The following is an 18,178-nucleotide window of genomic DNA, read 5'->3' on the forward strand; positions in this document are numbered from 1 at the left end:
TCCTTGCCGCAGGTCGAAGCCGTCGGAGTTTAGATGTTGAACTTGTAGCCCTTGGCCTTGAGCGCAGCCACCCGGGCGCTGCGGTCCACATAGTGGGTGTGCAGCAGGTGGTGGGACATATGGCCGCAGGGACCTTCATGCAGGAAGCCGTCCTCATGGTTGTAGAGCTTCTTGATCATGGGGTTGTCCTGGGACTTCCTGACCTTGTAGATGTGGGCGTCGGCGTCGTAGACGGACTTCTGGCGCAGGCCGACGAAGTCCATGGTGGCGGCGACCGCCTCCCTGGTCATGTTCAGGCCGAGGACCGTGTAGCCGGCCATCATGCCGCAGACCTTGATGAATCCGCGTCTGTTCAGTTTCATGGTTTCATTCCTCCTTATGCCCCGACCCTACGGGCCCGGAAGCGCTTGTTGATCTGGGCCACGGTGGACCGGAACAGGGAGGCCCTGATGTCGGGGTCCACGGGCTGGCCGCCGCCGTTCACGCACCCGCCGGGGCAGGTCATGATCTCGATGAAGTGGTACGGGGACTTGCCCGCGCGCACCTCTTCGCACAGTTTGGCCGCGTTCTTCAGGCCGCTGGCCACGGCGACCTTGACCGTGCCGAAGTTGGGCACTTTCACGTCGGCGGTATTGATGCCTTCGTGGGTGCGCACGACCTTGATGTTAGGATTGTTCAGCTTCTCCCCGGACAGCACTTCGTAGGCCAGGCGCAGGGCCGCTTCCATGACGCCGCCGGAGTTGCCGAAGATCGTCGCCGCACCGGTGGAGTCGCCGAGGATCGGGTCCGGCCCCTGGGAAGGCAGGGAATTGAAGTCGATGCCCGCGGTCTTGATCATGTAGGCCAGTTCGCGGGTGTCGATGGTCGCGTCGATGTCCCGGAAGCCGCTGTCGGCCATCTCCGAACGCATCCCTTCGTATTTCTTGGCGATGCAGGGCATGATGGAGACCGTGTAGATCTTCTGGGCCGGAGTGTGGGTCTCTTCGGCGCCGTAGGTCTTGGCCAGCGGGCCGAGCATGCCGATGGGCGACTTGCAGCTCGACATGTTCGGCAGCAGGTCGGGGTAGAAGGTTTCGGCGAACTTGACCCAGCCGGGGCAGCAGGAGGTGAACTGGGGCAGGGGACGGGCGTCCTTCTGGCCTTGTTCCTTGACCCGCTGGATGAGCTCGGTGCCCTCCTCCATGATAGTCACGTCGGCAGTGAACTCGTTGTCCCAGATGTAGTTGAAGCCGAGCTGGCGCAGGGCCGCATGCATCTGGCCGCCAACGTAGGTGCCGGTGGGTTTGCCGAAGCATTCGCCCAGGCCGTAGCGCACGGCGGGCGCGGGCATGGACACCACGATGGTGTTCGGATCTTTCAGTTTTTCAAAGATTTCATCCACGTAGGATACGCCCTCGTAGATGGCGTCGTAGGGACAGTTGACCAGGCACTGGCCGCAGTTCATGCAGGCCGCCGGGTCCACCACCTGGTGGATGCCGTCCTCGTTGATCGACTGGATCGCCCCCGTGGCGCAGTGTTCCTCGCAGGTACCGCAAGCCTGGCACTTGGTGGCGTCGACCTGGACGAAGAACAGGCTGTCCGGGTCAATCCCCTTGGGTGCGTTGGTTTGGGTCATAACGCCTTCAATCTGTTTCATGGTGCCCTCCTTGTTGGGGTGGATTGAAGACAAGTCCACCGGCGTGACTGCCGGTGCCGACTTTGGTGTGCATCCTGACATCGGATACCCTCCTCCGCTAACTTCGATGCCGGTCGGACCGGTTGATGTTAGCACGAATTAAATAATAGTAACACAATAGCGTTACTATTTCACAAAAGATATTCGTGTCAAGCGGTCTTCCATGAATCCTGTTCACATGCTCCGCGCAGCATACCAGCGCCGTCGAAGACGGCTGCTCCGCGCGTGTCAGCCGGCAGTCAACGGCGAGAGGGAGGCTGGAGATGGTACCGGCTCTGGGCGTCAAAGCGTAAACAGCCTGTGTACCTGTCCACCTGAAAACACGCTCAGAGGTCCAACAACGTCGCTCCGCTTCTCCTCAATGTCTTATCGCTCAGTAGCATCTTATAGATTTTATTATCTGTAGATATTGAGTGTTTCAGATTTTAGTGTTACCCAATGCTATCTTTTTTTAATTTCATATCCAACACCCGAGGGGAGAGACTGTAATGCGAAGATGTGCGGACTGCGCCGTGGGGATTCGGCGGACTTTGGTATTGACGGCGTTGCTCGGAGCCCTGTTGTTCACCGCTCTTCCGGGAGCGCTGGCTGCGCCGCCGGAAGGCAAGGATGTCCTGGTCTATTCCTGGAACTCCAACATGGGCGAGTTCAACCCGCACCTGTATTCACCCAACCAGATGTTCTCCCAGAACCTGATCTATGAGCCGCTGGTGCACTATCGGGCCGACGGCACTGTCACCCCATGTCTGGCCGAGTCCTGGGTCATCAGTCCGGACGGCCGCGAATATACCTTCAAGCTGCGCAAGGACGTGCGCTTCTCCGACGGCCAGCCGTTCAACGCCATGGCCGTGAAACGCAATATCGACGCCATCATGTTCAACCACGAGCGCCACCAGTGGCTGGAGCTTATCAACCAACTGTGGAAAGCCAAGGAAGCCGGGAAGGAGCCCGCCACCGTGCTGGATGAATACACGGTCAAGCTGACCCTGCACGACCCCTATTATCCCGCGTTGCAGGAGTTGGCCCTGATCCGCCCTGTCCGGTTCCTGTCTCCGGCCGCCATGCCGGAGAGCGGCAATACTTCCAAGGGCATCAAGGCCCCCATCGGCACCGGCCCATGGAAGATGGTGGAATCGGTCAAGAGCGAATACGTCCTGATGGAACGCAACGAGGATTACTGGGGAGACAAGACGAAGACCAAGTATCTCCTGATCAAGATCATTCCCGACACCAACGCCCGGGTCGTTGCCTTCGAGACCGGCCAGATCGACCTTATCTACGGCGGGGCCGGCCATGGATCGGGCCAGATCGGCCTGGACAGCTTCGAGAACTACCGCCACGTACCGGGCGTGGTCACCAAGATCTCCGGGCCCCTGGCCACCCGTGCCTTGGCGCTGAACACCAACCGGTTCCCGACCAACGACATTGCGGTGCGCAAGGCCATACTGCACGCCGTGGACCGGGACGCCATGGTCAAGCACATCTTCATGGATGTGGAACAGCGGGCCGACACGCTCTTCTCCCCGAGCTTCCCTTATTGCGACCTGAAGCTGAAACCTTACGACTTCAGCCGGGACAAGGCCGAGGCCCTGCTGGACAAGGCGGGCTGGGTCCTGGCCGACGGCGCCAAGTACCGCAGCAAGGACGGCAAGGAACTGGCCCTGGACCTGTGCTTCGCAGGCAACGACACCTTGATGAAATCCGTGGCCGAGGTGGTGCAGGGCGATCTCAAGAAGGTCGGCATCAAGGTCAATCTGGTGGGCGAGGAAAAAGACTCCAACCTGGCCCGGCAGAAGAGCGGTGAATTCGGCATGATCTTCGGCAGCACCTTTGGCGCGCCCTACGACCCGCACTCCTTCGTCAGTTCCATGCGCGTGCCCTCCCACGCCGACTACCAGGCCCAGCTCGGTCTGCCCATGAAGGCGGATATCGACAAGGCCATCGGTCAGGTTCTGGTCAGCGTGGACAAGACCAAGCGCCAGGAACTGTACAGGTACATCCTGGGTACGCTGCACGAAAACGCCGTGTACATGCCGATCACCTACCTGACCAACATCATGGTCTACCGGGACGGCCTCAAGGGCGCGCACTTCGGCCCGACCAAGGACGAAATACCCTTTGAGACCATCTACAAAGACTAGGCCGAAAAGCCCATGACTCGATATATCCTGAAACGACTTCTGTTGTTGATTCCCATTCTCCTGGCCGTGTCCCTGGTGGTGTTCACCATCCTGCGGCTCGGCCATGGGGACCCGGCCATGGCCTACCTGCGGCTTTCCAGCATCCCGCCCACGGACCAGGCCCTGGAAGTGGCCCGGCACGAGCTGGGGCTGGATAAACCGTTTGCCGTGCAATACGTGTCCTGGCTCGGCAAGGCCGTGCGCGGAGACTTCGGCATCTCCTACGTGACCAAGAAACCGGTCCTGGACGAGATCCTCTACTATCTGCCGAACACCCTGATCCTGGCCGGGTACTCCCTGGCCCTGACCCTGCTGCTGAGCCTGCCGCTGGGCATGATCTCGGCGCTGAAAAAGGATCGGCTGCCCGACCACATGACCCGGGGGCTGAGCTTCTTCGGGGTCTCCATCCCCAACTTCTTCCTGGGCTTTGTCCTGATCTGGATCTTCTCCATCAAGCTGCACTGGCTGCCGCCCCTGGGCAAGGGCGGGTTCTCACACATGATCCTGCCCATCCTGACAATGTCCTGCATGAGCCTGTGCATCAACACCCGGCTGATCCGATCGACCATGCTGGACAACATGCACTCGCGCTACGTGCTCTATGCCCGTGCGCGGGGGCTGTCCGAATCCGTGGTGGTGGGACGCCATGTGCTGACCAACTCGCTCATCCCGGTCATAACGGCCATCGGCATGCACGCCGGGGAGCTCTTCGGCGGGGCCGTCATCGCCGAATCCATCTTTGCCTGGCCCGGAGTGGGACGCTACGCCGTCTCGGCCATCTACAACCGCGACTACCCGGTCATGCAGTGCTTCATCCTCATCATGACCACCATCTTCGTGCTCATGAACCTGGCGGTGGACATCGGCTACGCCTGGCTCGATCCGCGCATCCGGATGCAGGGGGATGATCAATGAACATGCAATCCAACCGCTTGTTGCGCCACGGCATCCTGATCCTGGCCGGACTCCTGATTCTGCTGCTGGTCCTGTCCGCGGCGCTGGCCCCGGTGCTTTCGCCCTATGACCCGGACGAGGTGACCCTGGAACTCAAGTTCGCCCCGCCGAGTATGGCCCACCCGCTCGGCTGCGATCATCTGGGCCGGGACGTGGCTTCGCGCTTGATCTACGGCGCCCGGACCTCGCTCGGCTGCGTGGCCGTCATCGCAGGCCTCATCCTGGTGCTCGGCTTCACCGTCGGCGCCACCGCGGGGTATATGGGCGGTACGGTGGACTCGATCTTGATGCGCATCTGCGACGTGTTCCTGACCTTCCCCACGTTCATCCTGGCCATGTTCATGATCGGGGTGTTGGGGACAGGGATCGTCAACGTCATTCTGGCCATCTCCCTGACCCATTGGGCATGGTACGCCCGCATTATCCGCAGCTTCGTGCTGTCGCTCAAAAACCGGGAATACGTCCTGGCCGCGCGGGTGGCGGGCACGGGACGGTTCATGACCGTGTTGCGCCACGTGCTGCCCCCGGTCTTCGCCCAGCTGGCCATCCTGGCCACTTTGGACATCGGCCACATGATGATGCACGTTTCCGGCCTCTCCTTCCTCGGCCTGGGCATCACCCCGCCCACGCCCGAATGGGGGGTGATGATCGCCGACGGCCGCCAATTCGTCTGGACCCATCCCGAACTGATCCTGTACCCGGGGCTGGCCATCTTCCTGACGGTCATGGCCTTCAACATCCTGGGCGACGGGCTGCGCGATGCGCTCGACCCGCACACCCAGACATCCTCGTCGCCAGAGGACACCCTGGCCGAACCGGCCCGGATGGCCGCCATCACGGAGGGATTGTAATGTCCTGCACCGGCGAAACCAATCCCGACGCCTACTTGTCCGTACGCCGACTGTGTATCGCATCCGGGGCCAAGCTCCTGGTCCAGGGCGTGGATTTCGACGCCCACAAGGGACGGGTTACCGGTCTGGTGGGCGAAAGCGGCAGCGGCAAATCCCTGACCTGTCAGGCGGTCATGGGTCTGCTCCCCCACGAGCTGGCCTCGGACGGAGTCATCGCCCTGGACAGGGAGCACATGCCGCTCAAAGGCCCCTCCTCGCGCATCCGCAAGGCCCGTTTCGGACATGCGGCCATGATCCTGCAAAACCCCATGAGCTGCTTTGACCCGGTCTTTACCATAAAGAGCCACTTCCGCGAGACCCTGGCCGCGCACGGCGTGCCCAATCGGGAGAACACCCCGGACCGTTGGCAGGCCGAACTGGCCGAGGTGGGATTCCCGGCCCCCGAGACCATTCTCCCGCTCTATCCATTTCAGATGAGCGGCGGCATGCTGCAACGGGTGATGATCGCCCTGGCTCTGGCCCTGGACGTGAACTTTCTCATTGCGGACGAGGCCACCACGGACCTGGACGCGGTTTCCCAGTCGCGCATCCTGGACCTGGTGGAAACCCTGGTGCGGCAACGCGACATCGGCGTGCTCCTGGTGACGCACGACCTGTCGGTCATCGCCCGGCTGGCCACGGACATGCTGGTCATGCACGACGGCGTCATCGTGGAACGCGGCCCGGTCAGGGACATTTTCCAGGCCCCGGCGCACGAGTACACCACCGCCCTGCTGGCGGCCCATTACCGCCTCTACGGCATGACGCCCCCCGAGCGGCGGCCCGATCCGGCCCTGCAACCAACCGTTCCCCCAAGGAGCCTGCAATGAGCATCAAGTCCGACACGGCGCCCCGCCCCATTGTACGGGACCAGACCGCCGAATGCGTCCTGGAGGCGCGGAGCATAACCAAGACCTATTCCCGTGGCGGCTTTTTCAAAAAAGCTGAAGAGGTGGCCGTGCTCCATGGCGTGGACCTGGCCATCCGGGCCGGAGAATGTGTGGGGCTGATCGGCCGGAGCGGCTCGGGCAAAAGCACGCTCGGCCGCATTCTGCTGGCTCTGGAAACGCCCACCAGCGGCGAAGCCTGTATCCTCGGCCGCAGGACCACTGACGAAAAGGGCCGCGTGCGCCTGGACCGGGATCAACGGCGGGCCGTACAGGTGGTGTTTCAGGACGCCCTGGGTTCGGTCAACCCCAGGCTGACCGCGGGCGACATCATCGCCGAGCCCCTGCGCAATTTTGAAAACCTCAAGGGCGCTCCGCTCACCGAGCGCGTGGCCGAGTTGCTGGTCCACGTGGGCCTGTCCCCGGAGGACGCAGCCAAACACCCCGCCCGTTTCAGCGGCGGCCAGCTCCAACGTATCTCCATCGCCCGCGCCCTGGCCCCTCGCCCGCGCTGCATCATTCTGGACGAAGCGCTGTCCAGCCTGGACATGCTCGTCCAGGCCAAAATCCTGGACCTCTTGGATCGCCTGCGCCGGGAAGATAAGGTCGCCTACCTGTTCGTCACCCACGACCTTCGCTTGGTCAAACTTTTCTGCGACCGCTCCGTAACCATGGAGCAAGGCCGCTTAGTTCCCTTTGACATAGAAGACCTGGCAAACGACCAAGGAAAACAAACTCTCCCGGGGGATATTCGAGAACTCGCCTCCGCCATGCTTCCCGCCGTGCCGGCGTAAAGAGAAGAGAAGTGGGGCCACATTGTGACCGAGAGTTCAATGCCCCAACAATCGAGTCTTCCGGCATGAATAAATGACTGCTTAAACCAACAAACGAAAGAGATTAAGAGGGCTCACTCCCGACTATCCCCCTCAAGGTCACCCTCCATCCTAACGATTCCATTTGTATTATTTTACATACCCCACAAAAAAAGGCTTGGAAGGAAAACCTTCTAAGCCTTTAAATTCATATTGGTGGAGCTGGAGGGAATCGAACCCACGCCCTCTTGAATGCCCTTAAGGGATTGTGAAGATTAAATTGGCTCAACTTGTCTGCCCTCAGTAAGAATTTACGTGTCGCCCAAGTGTCATTTGCAACGGCAACTATGATTTTTGTGGTGAATATGAAGTTTTTAACCCCTTAAAACAACGTAGATAAGCGACCTTTCGGTTGATTGTTTCCGGCCTTTCACGCCGTTAACGACTGCCCAAGATCGAGATGATCTGCGCCACATAAACAGGACAAGGCCGTACGGAGTTGACATGGGTTGAAATGACCACTATAATTATTTGAAATTAAAGTGTATTTTTTATTCTGCGTGTGTGAAGAAATGTGTTAAATCATTTCCGAAATCATCGAAGAACATCTGGTATCACCATAAATCGCCCAAAAGTAACCCTCTGCCATGATTGAAAAACACGGCAGGGGGCGGCTTTTCAGAAACGTGGTGGGTACTTTTAAGAATCCCGTATTCGCTTCGCTCAGGGGCGTCGGACGCTGAAGGGCGAGACCGAACGCCTTCCGCCGTGCCGGTTGGCGATTTCGGGTAGAAAAACGGATTTTACGGCGTGCTTCTTTGCAGAAAGGGGCACGCCGTTTTTTCTACCCGAACTAGCTGGTTTTTTGGGGGAAAGGCGTAACGCCTTAAGAGTTTTTATTTCATCCACAGGAACAAAACGTCGCCAGGGCGTCATGATGGGGTATGTCCACGCTTGCCAGCGGCGTTAGTTACCGTCCAACCAAGCTCCTCCCTCCCCACGCGCAACACTCCGCCACCCCGCGCCCACACCTTCGCCGCAGGCGACACAAAAAGTTTTGGAGATTCCAACGAACCTTTTTCAAAAGGTTCGTTGGCGGGGTCTGGGGCAGCGTCCCAGCCGCCGAAGGCATCTTCTAAGCGGCCACGTGGTCGCCGAATATCTCCCAGGTCTTCAAAAAGGTGGCGTCGAAGGTCCGGTTCTCCACGTGGGAGCGGGCCTTGCGGCGCATGTACTGGATGCGTTCCGGGGTATCGACCATGTGGAGGATGGCGCGGAGCAGGGAGTCGGGGTCGCCCGCGGGCACGATAAGGCCGGTTTCGTTGGGCAGGACGTTTTCGGCCGGGCCGCCCTTGTCAGTGACGATGACGGGCAGTCCCGAGGCCTGGGCTTCGAGGACCACGTTGCCGAAGGTGTCGGTGGCCGAGGGAAAGACGAACAGGTCGGCGCTGGCGTAGGCCTGGGCCAGGGCTTCGCCTTTGAGCACGCCGGTGAAGGTGGCCGGGGTGGAGCGCAGGGCGCGCTGCATCTCGGCCAGGTAGGGACCGTCGCCGACCACGATGAGCTGGATGGCGTCGCGCATGCGTGCGGCCTTGCGGAAGGCCTCGGTCAGGGTGTCCAGCCCCTTTTCCTTGGACACGCGGCCCACGTAGAGGAGCTTGGTGCCCCCGCCGATGTCGAACTTGTTGAAGAAGCCGTTGCGCTTGGCTGGGTGGAACCGTTCGGTGTCCACGCCGCGCGGGTAGGTGACGATCTTGCCGGGGTCGATGCCGCGGTCGATGAGTTCGAACTTGGTCGCCTCGCTGGGCGCGTAGATAACCTGCATCTGGTTGTAGAACCAGGACATGTAGCGCCAGCAGCCGTCTTCCAGGCCCGCGTCTTCGGTGAAGGCCCCGACGTATTCGGGGAAGGCGGTATGGTAGGTGCCGTGGAAGGGAAGTTTCAGAATCTTGGAGATGGCCAGGGCGGCCAGGCCGACCGGGCCGGGGGTGGCGGCCAGGATGCAGTCGTATTCCTGTTCGAAGCAGTGGGTGAGCATGTCGAGAAACGGCGGGTAGGCCAGCGAGATTTCTGGATATTCCGGGATGTCGAAGCGGCCCACGGGCTCGAAGGAGACCGCCCCGGGCACGTCGGCCCTGGCGCCGCAGGTGATCACGGTCATGTCCTTGCCGTGGCGGGCGACCATCTTGAGCTGCTGGCGAATGGTCCGGGCCACGCCGTTGATCTCGTCGAAGGTGTCGGTGAAGTGGGCGATCTTGAGGTCGTCGCTGGTGCGGGCGCCCCGTTTGCGGAAACGGTCGAGGCACTGGTTGGAGAAGGCCCGTTCGGTGGAGAAGAGGTCGTAGCCCACGAAGTAGGGGGCGAGCAGTGTGTACAGGGAGCCGGCCGAGCCGATGGAGTGGAAGACGTCGAAGAGGTTAGCGCCGAGCACCGAGTTGAGGGTCCGGTCCGCGAACTGGGCGAGTACGCGGTTGGCGGCCAGGGAGACGAAGCGGGCCCATTCGCGTTCCAGGGTGATGACGTCGTCGACCTTGCCCCGGGCGATGCGCAGGAGCGTCGGGTCGTGGGCGATGATGTCGGCGGCCTCCTTGAGGAGCAGCCCCTGGACCGAGTCGGTGGGGCCGTATTCGCGGTGCAGGGTGGCCTTGCCGCGGCCGATGATGCGCTGGAGCAGGGTGGACAGGGTCTGTTTGGGTTCCTCGCCGGGGTGCAGCGCGGCCTTGATGAAGCGGAAGCAGAGGTGTTCGGAGACCTCGGGCGAAAGAGAGCCGGTGCGCGAGCGGTAGAACTGGTAGGCGATGCCGTAGAGGTTGTGGGCCATGGTCCGGGGGGTGGCCGGGCTTCCGGCGGGTCGGGAGGTGCGCTCGGCCAGGCCGGTCAGGACGTTGTTCAGGGTAGGCTGGCCCGGGAACACGGTGTGCATGCGCGCGATGTTCAGGGAGGAGTGGTCGTCGGAGCCGCCGGTGATGCCCTTTTCCCACGGCTCGTCGCCGTAGGGTTCGATGTTGTGGATGTTGGCCAGCCGGTCGATGTCCAACGGGGTGAGCCGGGCGACGATGTCGCGCAGGGTCCTGTTCTGGCGGGCGTCGCGGGTGCCGTTCTCTTCCAGGGTGTTGAACAGCAGCAGGGCCTGTTCGAAGTGCGCCGGGGTGAGCCGGTCGTTGACCGCGAAGAGCGGGTGGGCCAGGACGTGGACGATGCGCTGCTCTCGGAGATAGGGGACGAGGTCGAAGACGTTTTCGCGGCAGCGCTGGATGTCCTCATGCTGGGCCTCGGTGATGTCGTAGGCGAGCACGTGGAGCTTGCAGCGGTCTTCGGGAAAGTAGGTGGTGATCTCCTCGCTGACGAAGGTGTTCGGCAGGTGGGCTATCTCGAGCGCCCCGGCGATGGTATTGTGGTCGGTGATGGTGACCATGTCCATGCCCTTTTTCAGCGCGATGTCGTAGAGGCGTCGCGGCTCGGTAAAGCTCTCGGGGCAGCCGATCTTCTGCAGAATCCACTGCGACGGGCGCGTGGAAAACCGTGAGTGAACATGCATGTCCACCTTGAACAGGGGGTCAGCCATGGGTGTCTCCGTTGCGGCGGGCGGGCCGCCGCGGGTAAGTCGTTCGGCGGCCTAGGCGCAGCGCCGGTTGAGTCCGTCGTCCTCGGCGGACTGGCAGTGCACGCAGAGGCGGGCCGAGGGGTTGGCCATGAGCCGGGCCATCCCGATCTCCTCGCCGCATTCCTCGCAGATGCCGTAGTCGGAATGGGAGAGGCGCTTGAGGGCCGCCTCCATCTCGCGGATGCGGGCCACCCGGCGGCGCTGCATGGCCACGGAAAGGCCGTGCTGGGCGAGCTGGGAAGCGAAATCGGTGTCGTCGGGGCAGTTCTCGAGGGCGGTGATCCCGCCGTTCAATTGGCCGTTGATGCTGTGCAGGCCCTGCATGAGGTGGGACCTGATTTCCCTGATCTGGTTCCTGGTCATGATACCTCCTCCGATTGAGTATGAGTTGATCCTTCCTATTCCCTCCGGGCCGGGCATGGGTGGCGCTTTGGTGACAGGCTTTCGACATTTCCGTGCAATCCAACCGTTCGAAATCGTGGACTCCCCGGGCAAAGGCCGGTACCATTCAGGCTGGATGTGAAAGCTGTTTTGAATAACTCTTGAAAAAGTCCAGACATATGAAAGGAGCCTTCCGATGAAATGGATGTATGTGCTGTTCGCCCTGGCGGCCGGGGCAATGATGCCGGTGCAGGCAGGCATCAACCTGCGGTTGCGCGGGTCCCTGGGCGACCCGGTCTGGGCGGCGGCGGTCTCCTTCGGCGTGGGCACCCTGGCCCTGCTGGGCTACCTGCTGGTCTCGCGCACGCCCATGCCCACGCTCGGCATGGCCGCCTCGGCCCCGTCCTGGGCCTGGACGGGCGGGGCGCTGGGGGCGTTTTTCGTCTTCGCGACCATCATTCTGGCCGGGAAGATCGGGGCCACGAGCATGATGGCCTGGCTGCTGGCCGGCCAACTCATCGCCGCCCTGGCGCTGGACCACTTCGGCGTGGTCGGGTATCAGGTGCATACGGTATCCTGGCCCCGCGTCTTCGGGATATGCCTGTTGGTGGCCGGGGCTGTTCTGGTCAATAAATACTAACCGAGAGAGAATGATGAGTTTCGCCAAGGACTTGGTCACCGTCTGCCGGATGGTCAAGATCGAGCATTCGGTCTTCGCCCTGCCCTTCGCCTATATGGGCGCGTTCCTGGCCGCCCGCGGGTGGCCGGGGCTGTACAACATGATCGTGCTGACCGTGGCCATGGTGGCCGTGCGCTCGTTCGCCATGGCCTTCAACCGCTACGCCGACCTGGACATCGACCGCGAGAACCCGCGCACGCAGAATCGCGAACTTGTCACGGGCGAACTGTCCACCCGGTTCACCCTGGCCTTCATCGCGGCCACGGCCGTGGTCTTCGTGATCGCCTGCGCGCTGATGAATCCGCTGTGCCTGCTGCTCTCGCCCGTGGCCCTGGCCATGGCCGCGTCCTACAGCTTCTGCAAGCGGTTCACCTACTGGTGCCACTTCGTGCTCGGCTCGGTCCTGGGCCTGGCCCCGGTGGCTGGCTGGATCTGCGTGACCCCGTCCATTTCCCTGCCCTCGGTCCTGCTCTTCTGCGGCGTGACCCTGTGGGTGGCCGGGTTCGATCTGCTGTACGCCAGCCAGGACGCCGACTTCGACCGCGAGCGCGGGCTGTGGTCCATCCCGGCCCGGCTGGGCATCCCGGCGGCCCTGGGCATCTCGACCCTGAGCCACGCCGTGGCCGCCGCCTTCTTCCTGCTGGCGGGCTGGGCCGCGAACCTGGGGCCGGTCTACTTCACGGTGGCGGCGCTCCTGGGCGTGACCCTGATGGCCGAACACCTGCTGGTCAAGGCGGACGACATGAGCCGGGTGAACGTGGCCTTCTTCACCATGAACGGGATTATCTCCGTGGTCCTGTTCGTGGCCACGGTCATTGATCTGGCCGTTACGGGCTGATAGTCTGTTCATCGAGGTTTCCCATATGGAAGAGCAGCTCACGCCGATCATGGCCAAAATTTCGGAGATTCTCCTGTTTCTGGAGGACTGGCTCCGGACCAACGTGCTGACCTGGCGCACAGCGGCCCAGTGGCTCTGCGCGTTGGCGGCCCTGCTGATCTCCCTGGCCGTGTGGCGCGTGGTCCGGCCCCGCCTGGAGCGCTGGCGCTACGCCCACGTGCAGAACCCGCTGGGCCGGGGCGCGCTCTATGTCCTCATCCAGACCGGCGGGCTGTTCCTGTTCATCCTGCTGGCCCAGATCGGGGCCGGGGTCTTCGAGTTCCTGAACTACCGGCCGTGGGTCCTGGACGCGCTCAGCCAACTGACCGTGGCGGGCATCGCCATCCGCCTGCTGGCCCTGACCATGTCCAACAAGGGGCTGGCCCGGAGCACGGCCACCGTGGTCTGGGTCTTCGTCGGCCTGCACATGCTCGGCCTGCTCACCCCGTTCACCAATTTCCTGCAGAACCTGTCGTTCTCCATGGGGAGCACCACCTTTACGGCCCTGGGCGCGCTCAAGGGACTGATCCTGGCCGTCATCCTGCTCCAGGCCGCGGTCATGCTTTCCAAGTTCGCGGTCACCCGCATCGGGCACATGCGCGACGTCTCGCCCTCGGTCCAGGTCCTGCTCGGCAAAACGGTCAAGGTGATCCTGTTCACCGTGGCCATCCTCATGGCCATGTCCAGCGTGGGCATCGACCTGACCAGCCTGGCCATCTTCTCCAGCGCGCTCGGCGTGGGCATCGGTTTCGGCCTGCAGACGATCATCTCCAACTATGTGGCCGGGATCATCCTGCTCATGGACCGGTCCATCAAGCCGGGCGACACCATCGAGGTGGGCGGCGTGTTCGGCGTGGTCAGCGGGGTGTTCGGCCGCTTCTCCTCGGTCAAGACCCGCGACGGCAAGGAATATCTCATCCCCAACGAGCAGTTCGTGACCAACGAGGTCATCAACTGGACGTACTCGGACACGGACGTGCGGCTGCGCATCCCGGTGGGCATCTCGTACGGGTCCGACGTGGACAAGGCCTTGAAGCTCATGGAGGAGTCCACCAGGGATTTGAAACGCATCCTGACCTCGCCCGAGCCGCGTGCCCTGCTCATGGAGTTCGGGGACAGCTCGGTCAACCTGGAGTTGCGCGCCTGGATCGCGGACGCCAGCGACGGGGTCTCCAACATCAAGAGCGACGTGCTTCGGCGGATCTGGAATTCCTTCCACGAAAACGGCATCGAGTTCCCGTTCCCGCAGCGTGACGTGCTCCTCAAACCCGGCTCGTCCCTGGCCGTGACCGTGGACCGGGGCGGCGCGCCCGAAGTTTCGTCCGAAGCCCCGTCCGAAGTCCCGCCCGCCCCCTCGGACGAGCCCCCGACAAACCCCGAGGAATAGCCCATGCGCACCCTGACCGCCATCCTCATCGTCGTCGCCCTGTTCGCCCTGTGGGACGTGTGCTGGTGGCTGGCGGGCGTGCGCCCCATGTCCCCGTGGTCCCTGCGGGCGGCCCTGAAAAAGAGCGACCCCCCGATCCTCATCGACGTGCGCACACCCGGCGAATACGAGCTGTTCCACATCCCCGGCGCGGTCAACGTGCCGTACCCGGCCGGCCTGAACGAGCTGGCCCAGGCCGCGCCCGACCCGGACAGCCCCGTGGTCGTCATCTGCATGACCGGGCACCGCTCCCCGCCCACGGTCCGCCAGATGCAGAAAGGCGGCTACACCCACGTGCGCAATCTGACCGGCGGCATGGCCGCCTGGAAGCTCTTCGGTGGTGGGACCATCTCCGGCGGGTGACCGCTATCCTGCTGAAATAGAGCCCCCTTTCATGGCCCGTAAAAGTAGCTTGACAATCAAACTACATCCCGTTTAGAAAGTTTGAAAGTCAAATAATACTCCTTTCAAACCAATTGGACGGATCATGCACTTCGATTCCATATTCTGGGTGGCCCTGCAGTCGAGCGTGTTGCTCGGGCTGGTGCACGGGGTCAATCCGTGCGGACATTCCTGGCTGGTTCTGGCCCCGTTCGTGTACGGCGAGAAGCGCGGCGGGCGGGTCCTGGCCCTGACCCTGTCGTTCATTGCCGGGACCACCCTGGCCTGCCTGCTCATCGGGCTGACGCTGGGGTCGGTCTCCCTGGCCATCCCCAAGTCCTTCACCCTGTACGTGGACGTGGCCACCTTTGCGGTCCTGCTCGTCCTGGGGCTGATCCTGATCGTCCGGCCGCATCTGCTGCACAGCCACGATCACGGACACGACCATGCCCATGAACACTCGCACGATCATGGCCATGGACACGAGGCCGCCCACGCCTGCCCCGGCCACGGATGCAAGCCGACCGCCCGGTCCATGACGGTCTGGGGGCTGTTCACCATCGGGTTCGTGAACATGATCGTGCCCTGCCCGACCGTGGCGCTGATGTACACCTACGCGCTGGACTCGGGCAGCGTGCTCAAAGGCACCGCGGTCTTCGGGGTCTACGCCGTGACCACCGGGATCACGCTCGGCGCGATCATCTTCGCCATCTACAAGGCCGCCGGGCTGATGCGCACCCTGACCCAGTCGTGGATCGAGCCCCTGGTCATGCGCGCCGCCGGGGTCATGACCATCGCCTTCGGGGCCTACAGCCTGTACACGTCCATCTAGAGGGAGGGGACATGGTCGACAGAATCAACCACGCCATCGTGGAGTTTTTCGAAAAGCTCTCGTCCTGGGAACACGACGTGGTCCGCGAAAAGGGCATGACCCTGCCGCAGATGCACACCCTGGAGGTGCTCGGCATCCACGGGGCCATGCGCATGAAGGAGCTGGCCGAGGCCATGGGCATTACCACGGGCACCCTGACCGTGCTGGTGGATCGCCTGGAGGACAAGGAGTGCGTGCGCCGCGTGCCCCACGACACGGACCGCCGGTCCATCAACGTGGAGCTGACCGGCCAGGGCAGGGCGCTCTTCGAGGAGCACGACCGGTTGCACCTGCGCCTGACCGAGGAGCTGACGGCCGCCTGCCCGCCCGAGGACCGCGAGGCGCTCCTGCGCTGCCTGACGAGCATGAACGCGCAGTTCTAGCCTGGGCCGCTCCGGCCATGCCGCCCATCACGCATTGCGATGCGGGCGGCATTGACCGCACGGGCCGCCTGCCTTACTTTCTCCCGCATGAGCGAATATATCGACCAGATCGAGACCGGCGAGTCCGTGGGACTGGTGGAGAAGCAATTCTTCACCTTCGGCGCGGACGCCCCCCTGGTCCTCGAATCCGGGCGCACCCTCGGGCCGGTCACCCTGGCCTACGAGACCTGCGGCACTCTGAACAAGGACAGGACCAACGCCATCCTGGTCTGCCACGCCCTGACGGGTGATTCCCACGTGGCCGGGTTCTACGACCCGGAAGACCCCAAGCCGGGCTGGTGGGACCTGATGGTCGGGCCGGGCAAGCCCATCGACACGGATAAATATTTCGTCATCTGCTCCAACGTCGTCGGCGGGTGCATGGGTTCCACCGGGCCCATGTCCGAGAACCCCGGGACCGGCCGCCCGTACGGCGCGTCCTTCCCGGTGGTGACCATCGGCGACATGGTCCGCGCCCAGCGCCGCCTGGTCGACTCCTTCGGCATCGACACCCTGCTGGCCGTGGTCGGCGGGTCCGTGGGCGGCATGCAGGTCCTGGAGTGGTCCGTGCGCTACCCGCACCGGGTCCACGCGGCCATCCCCCTGGCGACCACCACCAAGCACTCGGCCCAGGCCATCGCCTTCAACGAGGTCGCCCGCCAGGCGATCATGGCCGACCCCAAGTGGAACCGCGGCGACTACTACGAATCCGGCCGCCCGGAGCACGGCCTGGCCGTGGCCCGCATGGTCGGGCACATCACCTACCTGTCCGACGAGTCCATGCGCCACAAGTTCGACCGCAGGCTCCAGGACCGCGTGGAGCTGTCCTTCGACTTCGAGGCCGACTTCCAGGTGGAGTCCTACCTGCGCTACCAGGGCAACAAGTTCGTGGACCGGTTCGACGCCAACTCGTTCCTCTACCTGACCAAGGCCGCCGACTATTTCAACCTGGAGAACCAGTACGGCGAGGGCTCCCTGGTGGCCGCCTTTTCGCGCGCCTCCTGCCGCTACCTGGTGGTCTCGTTCACCTCGGACTGGCTCTACCCGACCTACCAGTCCAAGACCATGGTCAAGGCCATGAAGAAGAACAGCCTGGACGTCTCGTTCTGCGAGATCGAGGCCCCGTGGGGGCACGACGCCTTTCTGCTGCCCAACACGCGCCTGAGCGACCTGCTCTCCGGTTTCCTGAACAAGGTCTGCCTGCACTGCCGCATCGGAGGGCCCGCATGAGATTCGACCTCCAAGTCATCGCCACCTGGATAGAACCAGGCAGCCGCGTGCTGGACCTCGGCTGCCGCACCGGCTCGCTGCTGGCCCACCTGACCGAGCAGAAGTCCATCCTCGGCACCGGCATCGAGATCGACGAAGAGGCCGCGGGCCAGGCCATCGCCAAGGGCCTCTCGGTCATCCACGGCGACATCTACGAGGAGATCGAGGACTACCCGGACAACGCCTTCGACTACGTCATCCTGTCCCAGGCCCTGATGCAGGTCCTGGACCCCGAAACCCTGATCCGCGAAATGCTCCGGGTCGGCAGACTCGGCGTGGTCTCGTTCCCGAACTTCACCCACTACAAAAACCGCCTCCAGATGCTCTTCACCGGACGCGCGCCCATGTCCAAGGAGCTGCCCTACGAGTGGTACAACACGCCCAACATCCGGGTCATCCCGATCATCGACTTCCGCCGCTTCTGCCGGCACCTGGGCGTGCCCATCGTCAAGGAGGTGGCCATCTCCACCCACCACCACGACGAACTGGGCAAAGTCATCACCTTCCTGCCCAACCTCTTCGCCACCTTCGGCATCTTCATGCTCGGCCAAGGCAAATAGCACCGGACCGGGCGGGAGAAGTGCCTCCTGGCCTCCAGCCGTTGGCGAGTCTTGAAGCCCTACGGACGAGGACAGCAGCGATCGGCTGGGGCGCTGCCCCTGGACCCTCCCAAACTTTTTGTGTCGCCTGCGGCGAAGGGAGAGACACGGGGTGGCGGATCGTTGCGCGTGTGGCGGGGAGTAGCCGGGCGTTGGCAGGTGCGGGCGTAACCCGCAAAATAGCCCTGGCGGCGTTTTGTCACTGTGGATGAAAGGAAAAGACATAAGATGTAACGCCTTACCCGAAATCGCCAACCGACACGGCGGAAGG

Annotated in this window: 17 protein-coding genes; 13 read left to right on the forward strand and 4 right to left on the reverse strand. The window is 62.9% G+C overall.

Going from position 1 to position 18,178, the window contains the following annotated elements:
* Positions 1–29: 29 nt before the first annotated feature.
* Entirely contained in the window at positions 30–362 is a 333-nt protein-coding gene (locus V8V93_RS01515; RefSeq protein ID WP_338668604.1) for an iron hydrogenase small subunit, read from the reverse strand.
* A 14-nt stretch (positions 363–376) separates the two neighbouring features.
* Positions 377–1,636, reverse strand: coding sequence for a [FeFe] hydrogenase, group A (locus tag V8V93_RS01520; protein WP_338668605.1), 1,260 nt, complete (start codon positions 1,634–1,636; stop codon positions 377–379).
* Positions 1,637–2,235: 599 nt separating this feature from the next.
* Between V8V93_RS01520 and nikA the strand changes: the two genes are divergently transcribed.
* The 5 genes from nikA to V8V93_RS01545 are packed head-to-tail and all read left to right on the forward strand — an operon-like array spanning position 2,236 to position 7,380.
* On the forward strand, positions 2,236–3,816 hold the full coding sequence (nikA, locus tag V8V93_RS01525; RefSeq protein ID WP_338668606.1) for a nickel ABC transporter substrate-binding protein: 1,581 nt from the start codon (positions 2,236–2,238) through the stop codon (positions 3,814–3,816).
* Positions 3,817–3,828: 12 nt separating this feature from the next.
* The gene (nikB, locus tag V8V93_RS01530) at positions 3,829–4,770 is read left to right on the forward strand and encodes a nickel ABC transporter permease subunit NikB (protein WP_338668607.1); all 942 of its coding nucleotides are present in this window, start codon (positions 3,829–3,831) and stop codon (positions 4,768–4,770) included.
* Positions 4,767–5,660 (forward strand): nickel ABC transporter permease subunit NikC, encoded by an 894-nt coding sequence (gene nikC / locus V8V93_RS01535; RefSeq protein WP_338668608.1) that lies wholly within the window; start codon positions 4,767–4,769, stop codon positions 5,658–5,660. The genes nikB and nikC overlap by 4 nt, the downstream gene beginning before the upstream one ends.
* Positions 5,660–6,529: an ABC transporter ATP-binding protein gene (locus V8V93_RS01540; RefSeq protein WP_338668609.1), complete on the forward strand. Its 870-nt coding sequence runs from the start codon at positions 5,660–5,662 to the stop codon at positions 6,527–6,529. The genes nikC and V8V93_RS01540 overlap by 1 nt, the downstream gene beginning before the upstream one ends.
* Positions 6,526–7,380 carry an ABC transporter ATP-binding protein gene (locus V8V93_RS01545; RefSeq protein WP_338668610.1) on the forward strand — a complete coding sequence of 285 codons (855 nt, stop codon included), beginning with the start codon at positions 6,526–6,528 and terminating at the stop codon, positions 7,378–7,380. The genes V8V93_RS01540 and V8V93_RS01545 overlap by 4 nt, the downstream gene beginning before the upstream one ends.
* A gap of 1,153 nt (positions 7,381–8,533) precedes the next feature.
* Here V8V93_RS01545 and V8V93_RS01550 read toward each other — a convergent pair.
* Positions 8,534–10,963: a glycosyltransferase gene (locus V8V93_RS01550; protein WP_338668611.1), complete on the reverse strand. Its 2,430-nt coding sequence runs from the start codon at positions 10,961–10,963 to the stop codon at positions 8,534–8,536.
* 51 nt (positions 10,964–11,014) lie between these two features.
* Complete coding sequence (locus V8V93_RS01555; RefSeq protein WP_338668612.1) at positions 11,015–11,365, reverse strand: TraR/DksA family transcriptional regulator; 351 nt, start codon at positions 11,363–11,365, stop codon at positions 11,015–11,017.
* A 214-nt stretch (positions 11,366–11,579) separates the two neighbouring features.
* On the opposite strand from V8V93_RS01555, the gene V8V93_RS01560 reads away from it, so the two are divergent.
* The 8 genes from V8V93_RS01560 (at position 11,580) to metW (ending at position 17,868) form a co-directional block, all read left to right on the forward strand.
* Entirely contained in the window at positions 11,580–12,023 is a 444-nt protein-coding gene (locus V8V93_RS01560) for a DMT family transporter (protein ID WP_338668613.1), read from the forward strand.
* Positions 12,024–12,036: 13 nt separating this feature from the next.
* Positions 12,037–12,900 (forward strand): UbiA-like polyprenyltransferase, encoded by an 864-nt coding sequence (locus V8V93_RS01565; RefSeq protein ID WP_338670221.1) that lies wholly within the window; start codon positions 12,037–12,039, stop codon positions 12,898–12,900.
* A gap of 25 nt (positions 12,901–12,925) precedes the next feature.
* Entirely contained in the window at positions 12,926–14,326 is a 1,401-nt protein-coding gene (locus V8V93_RS01570) for a mechanosensitive ion channel family protein (RefSeq protein ID WP_338668614.1), read from the forward strand.
* Positions 14,327–14,329: 3 nt separating this feature from the next.
* Entirely contained in the window at positions 14,330–14,728 is a 399-nt protein-coding gene (locus V8V93_RS01575) for a rhodanese-like domain-containing protein (protein WP_338668615.1), read from the forward strand.
* Positions 14,729–14,852: 124 nt separating this feature from the next.
* Positions 14,853–15,578, forward strand: a complete 726-nt coding sequence (locus V8V93_RS01580; protein ID WP_338668616.1) for a sulfite exporter TauE/SafE family protein — start codon at positions 14,853–14,855, stop codon at positions 15,576–15,578.
* Between the two features lie 11 nt (positions 15,579–15,589).
* Complete coding sequence (locus V8V93_RS01585; protein WP_338668617.1) at positions 15,590–16,000, forward strand: MarR family winged helix-turn-helix transcriptional regulator; 411 nt, start codon at positions 15,590–15,592, stop codon at positions 15,998–16,000.
* Between the two features lie 87 nt (positions 16,001–16,087).
* Positions 16,088–17,269 (forward strand): homoserine O-acetyltransferase MetX, encoded by a 1,182-nt coding sequence (gene metX / locus V8V93_RS01590; RefSeq protein WP_338668618.1) that lies wholly within the window; start codon positions 16,088–16,090, stop codon positions 17,267–17,269.
* On the forward strand, positions 17,266–17,868 hold the full coding sequence (gene metW / locus V8V93_RS01595; protein ID WP_338668619.1) for a methionine biosynthesis protein MetW: 603 nt from the start codon (positions 17,266–17,268) through the stop codon (positions 17,866–17,868). The genes metX and metW overlap by 4 nt, the downstream gene beginning before the upstream one ends.
* Positions 17,869–18,178: the final 310 nt, after the last annotated feature.

It is taken from the genome of Pseudodesulfovibrio sp. 5S69 (genome assembly GCF_037094465.1).
GTDB lineage: Bacteria > Desulfobacterota > Desulfovibrionia > Desulfovibrionales > Desulfovibrionaceae > Pseudodesulfovibrio > Pseudodesulfovibrio methanolicus.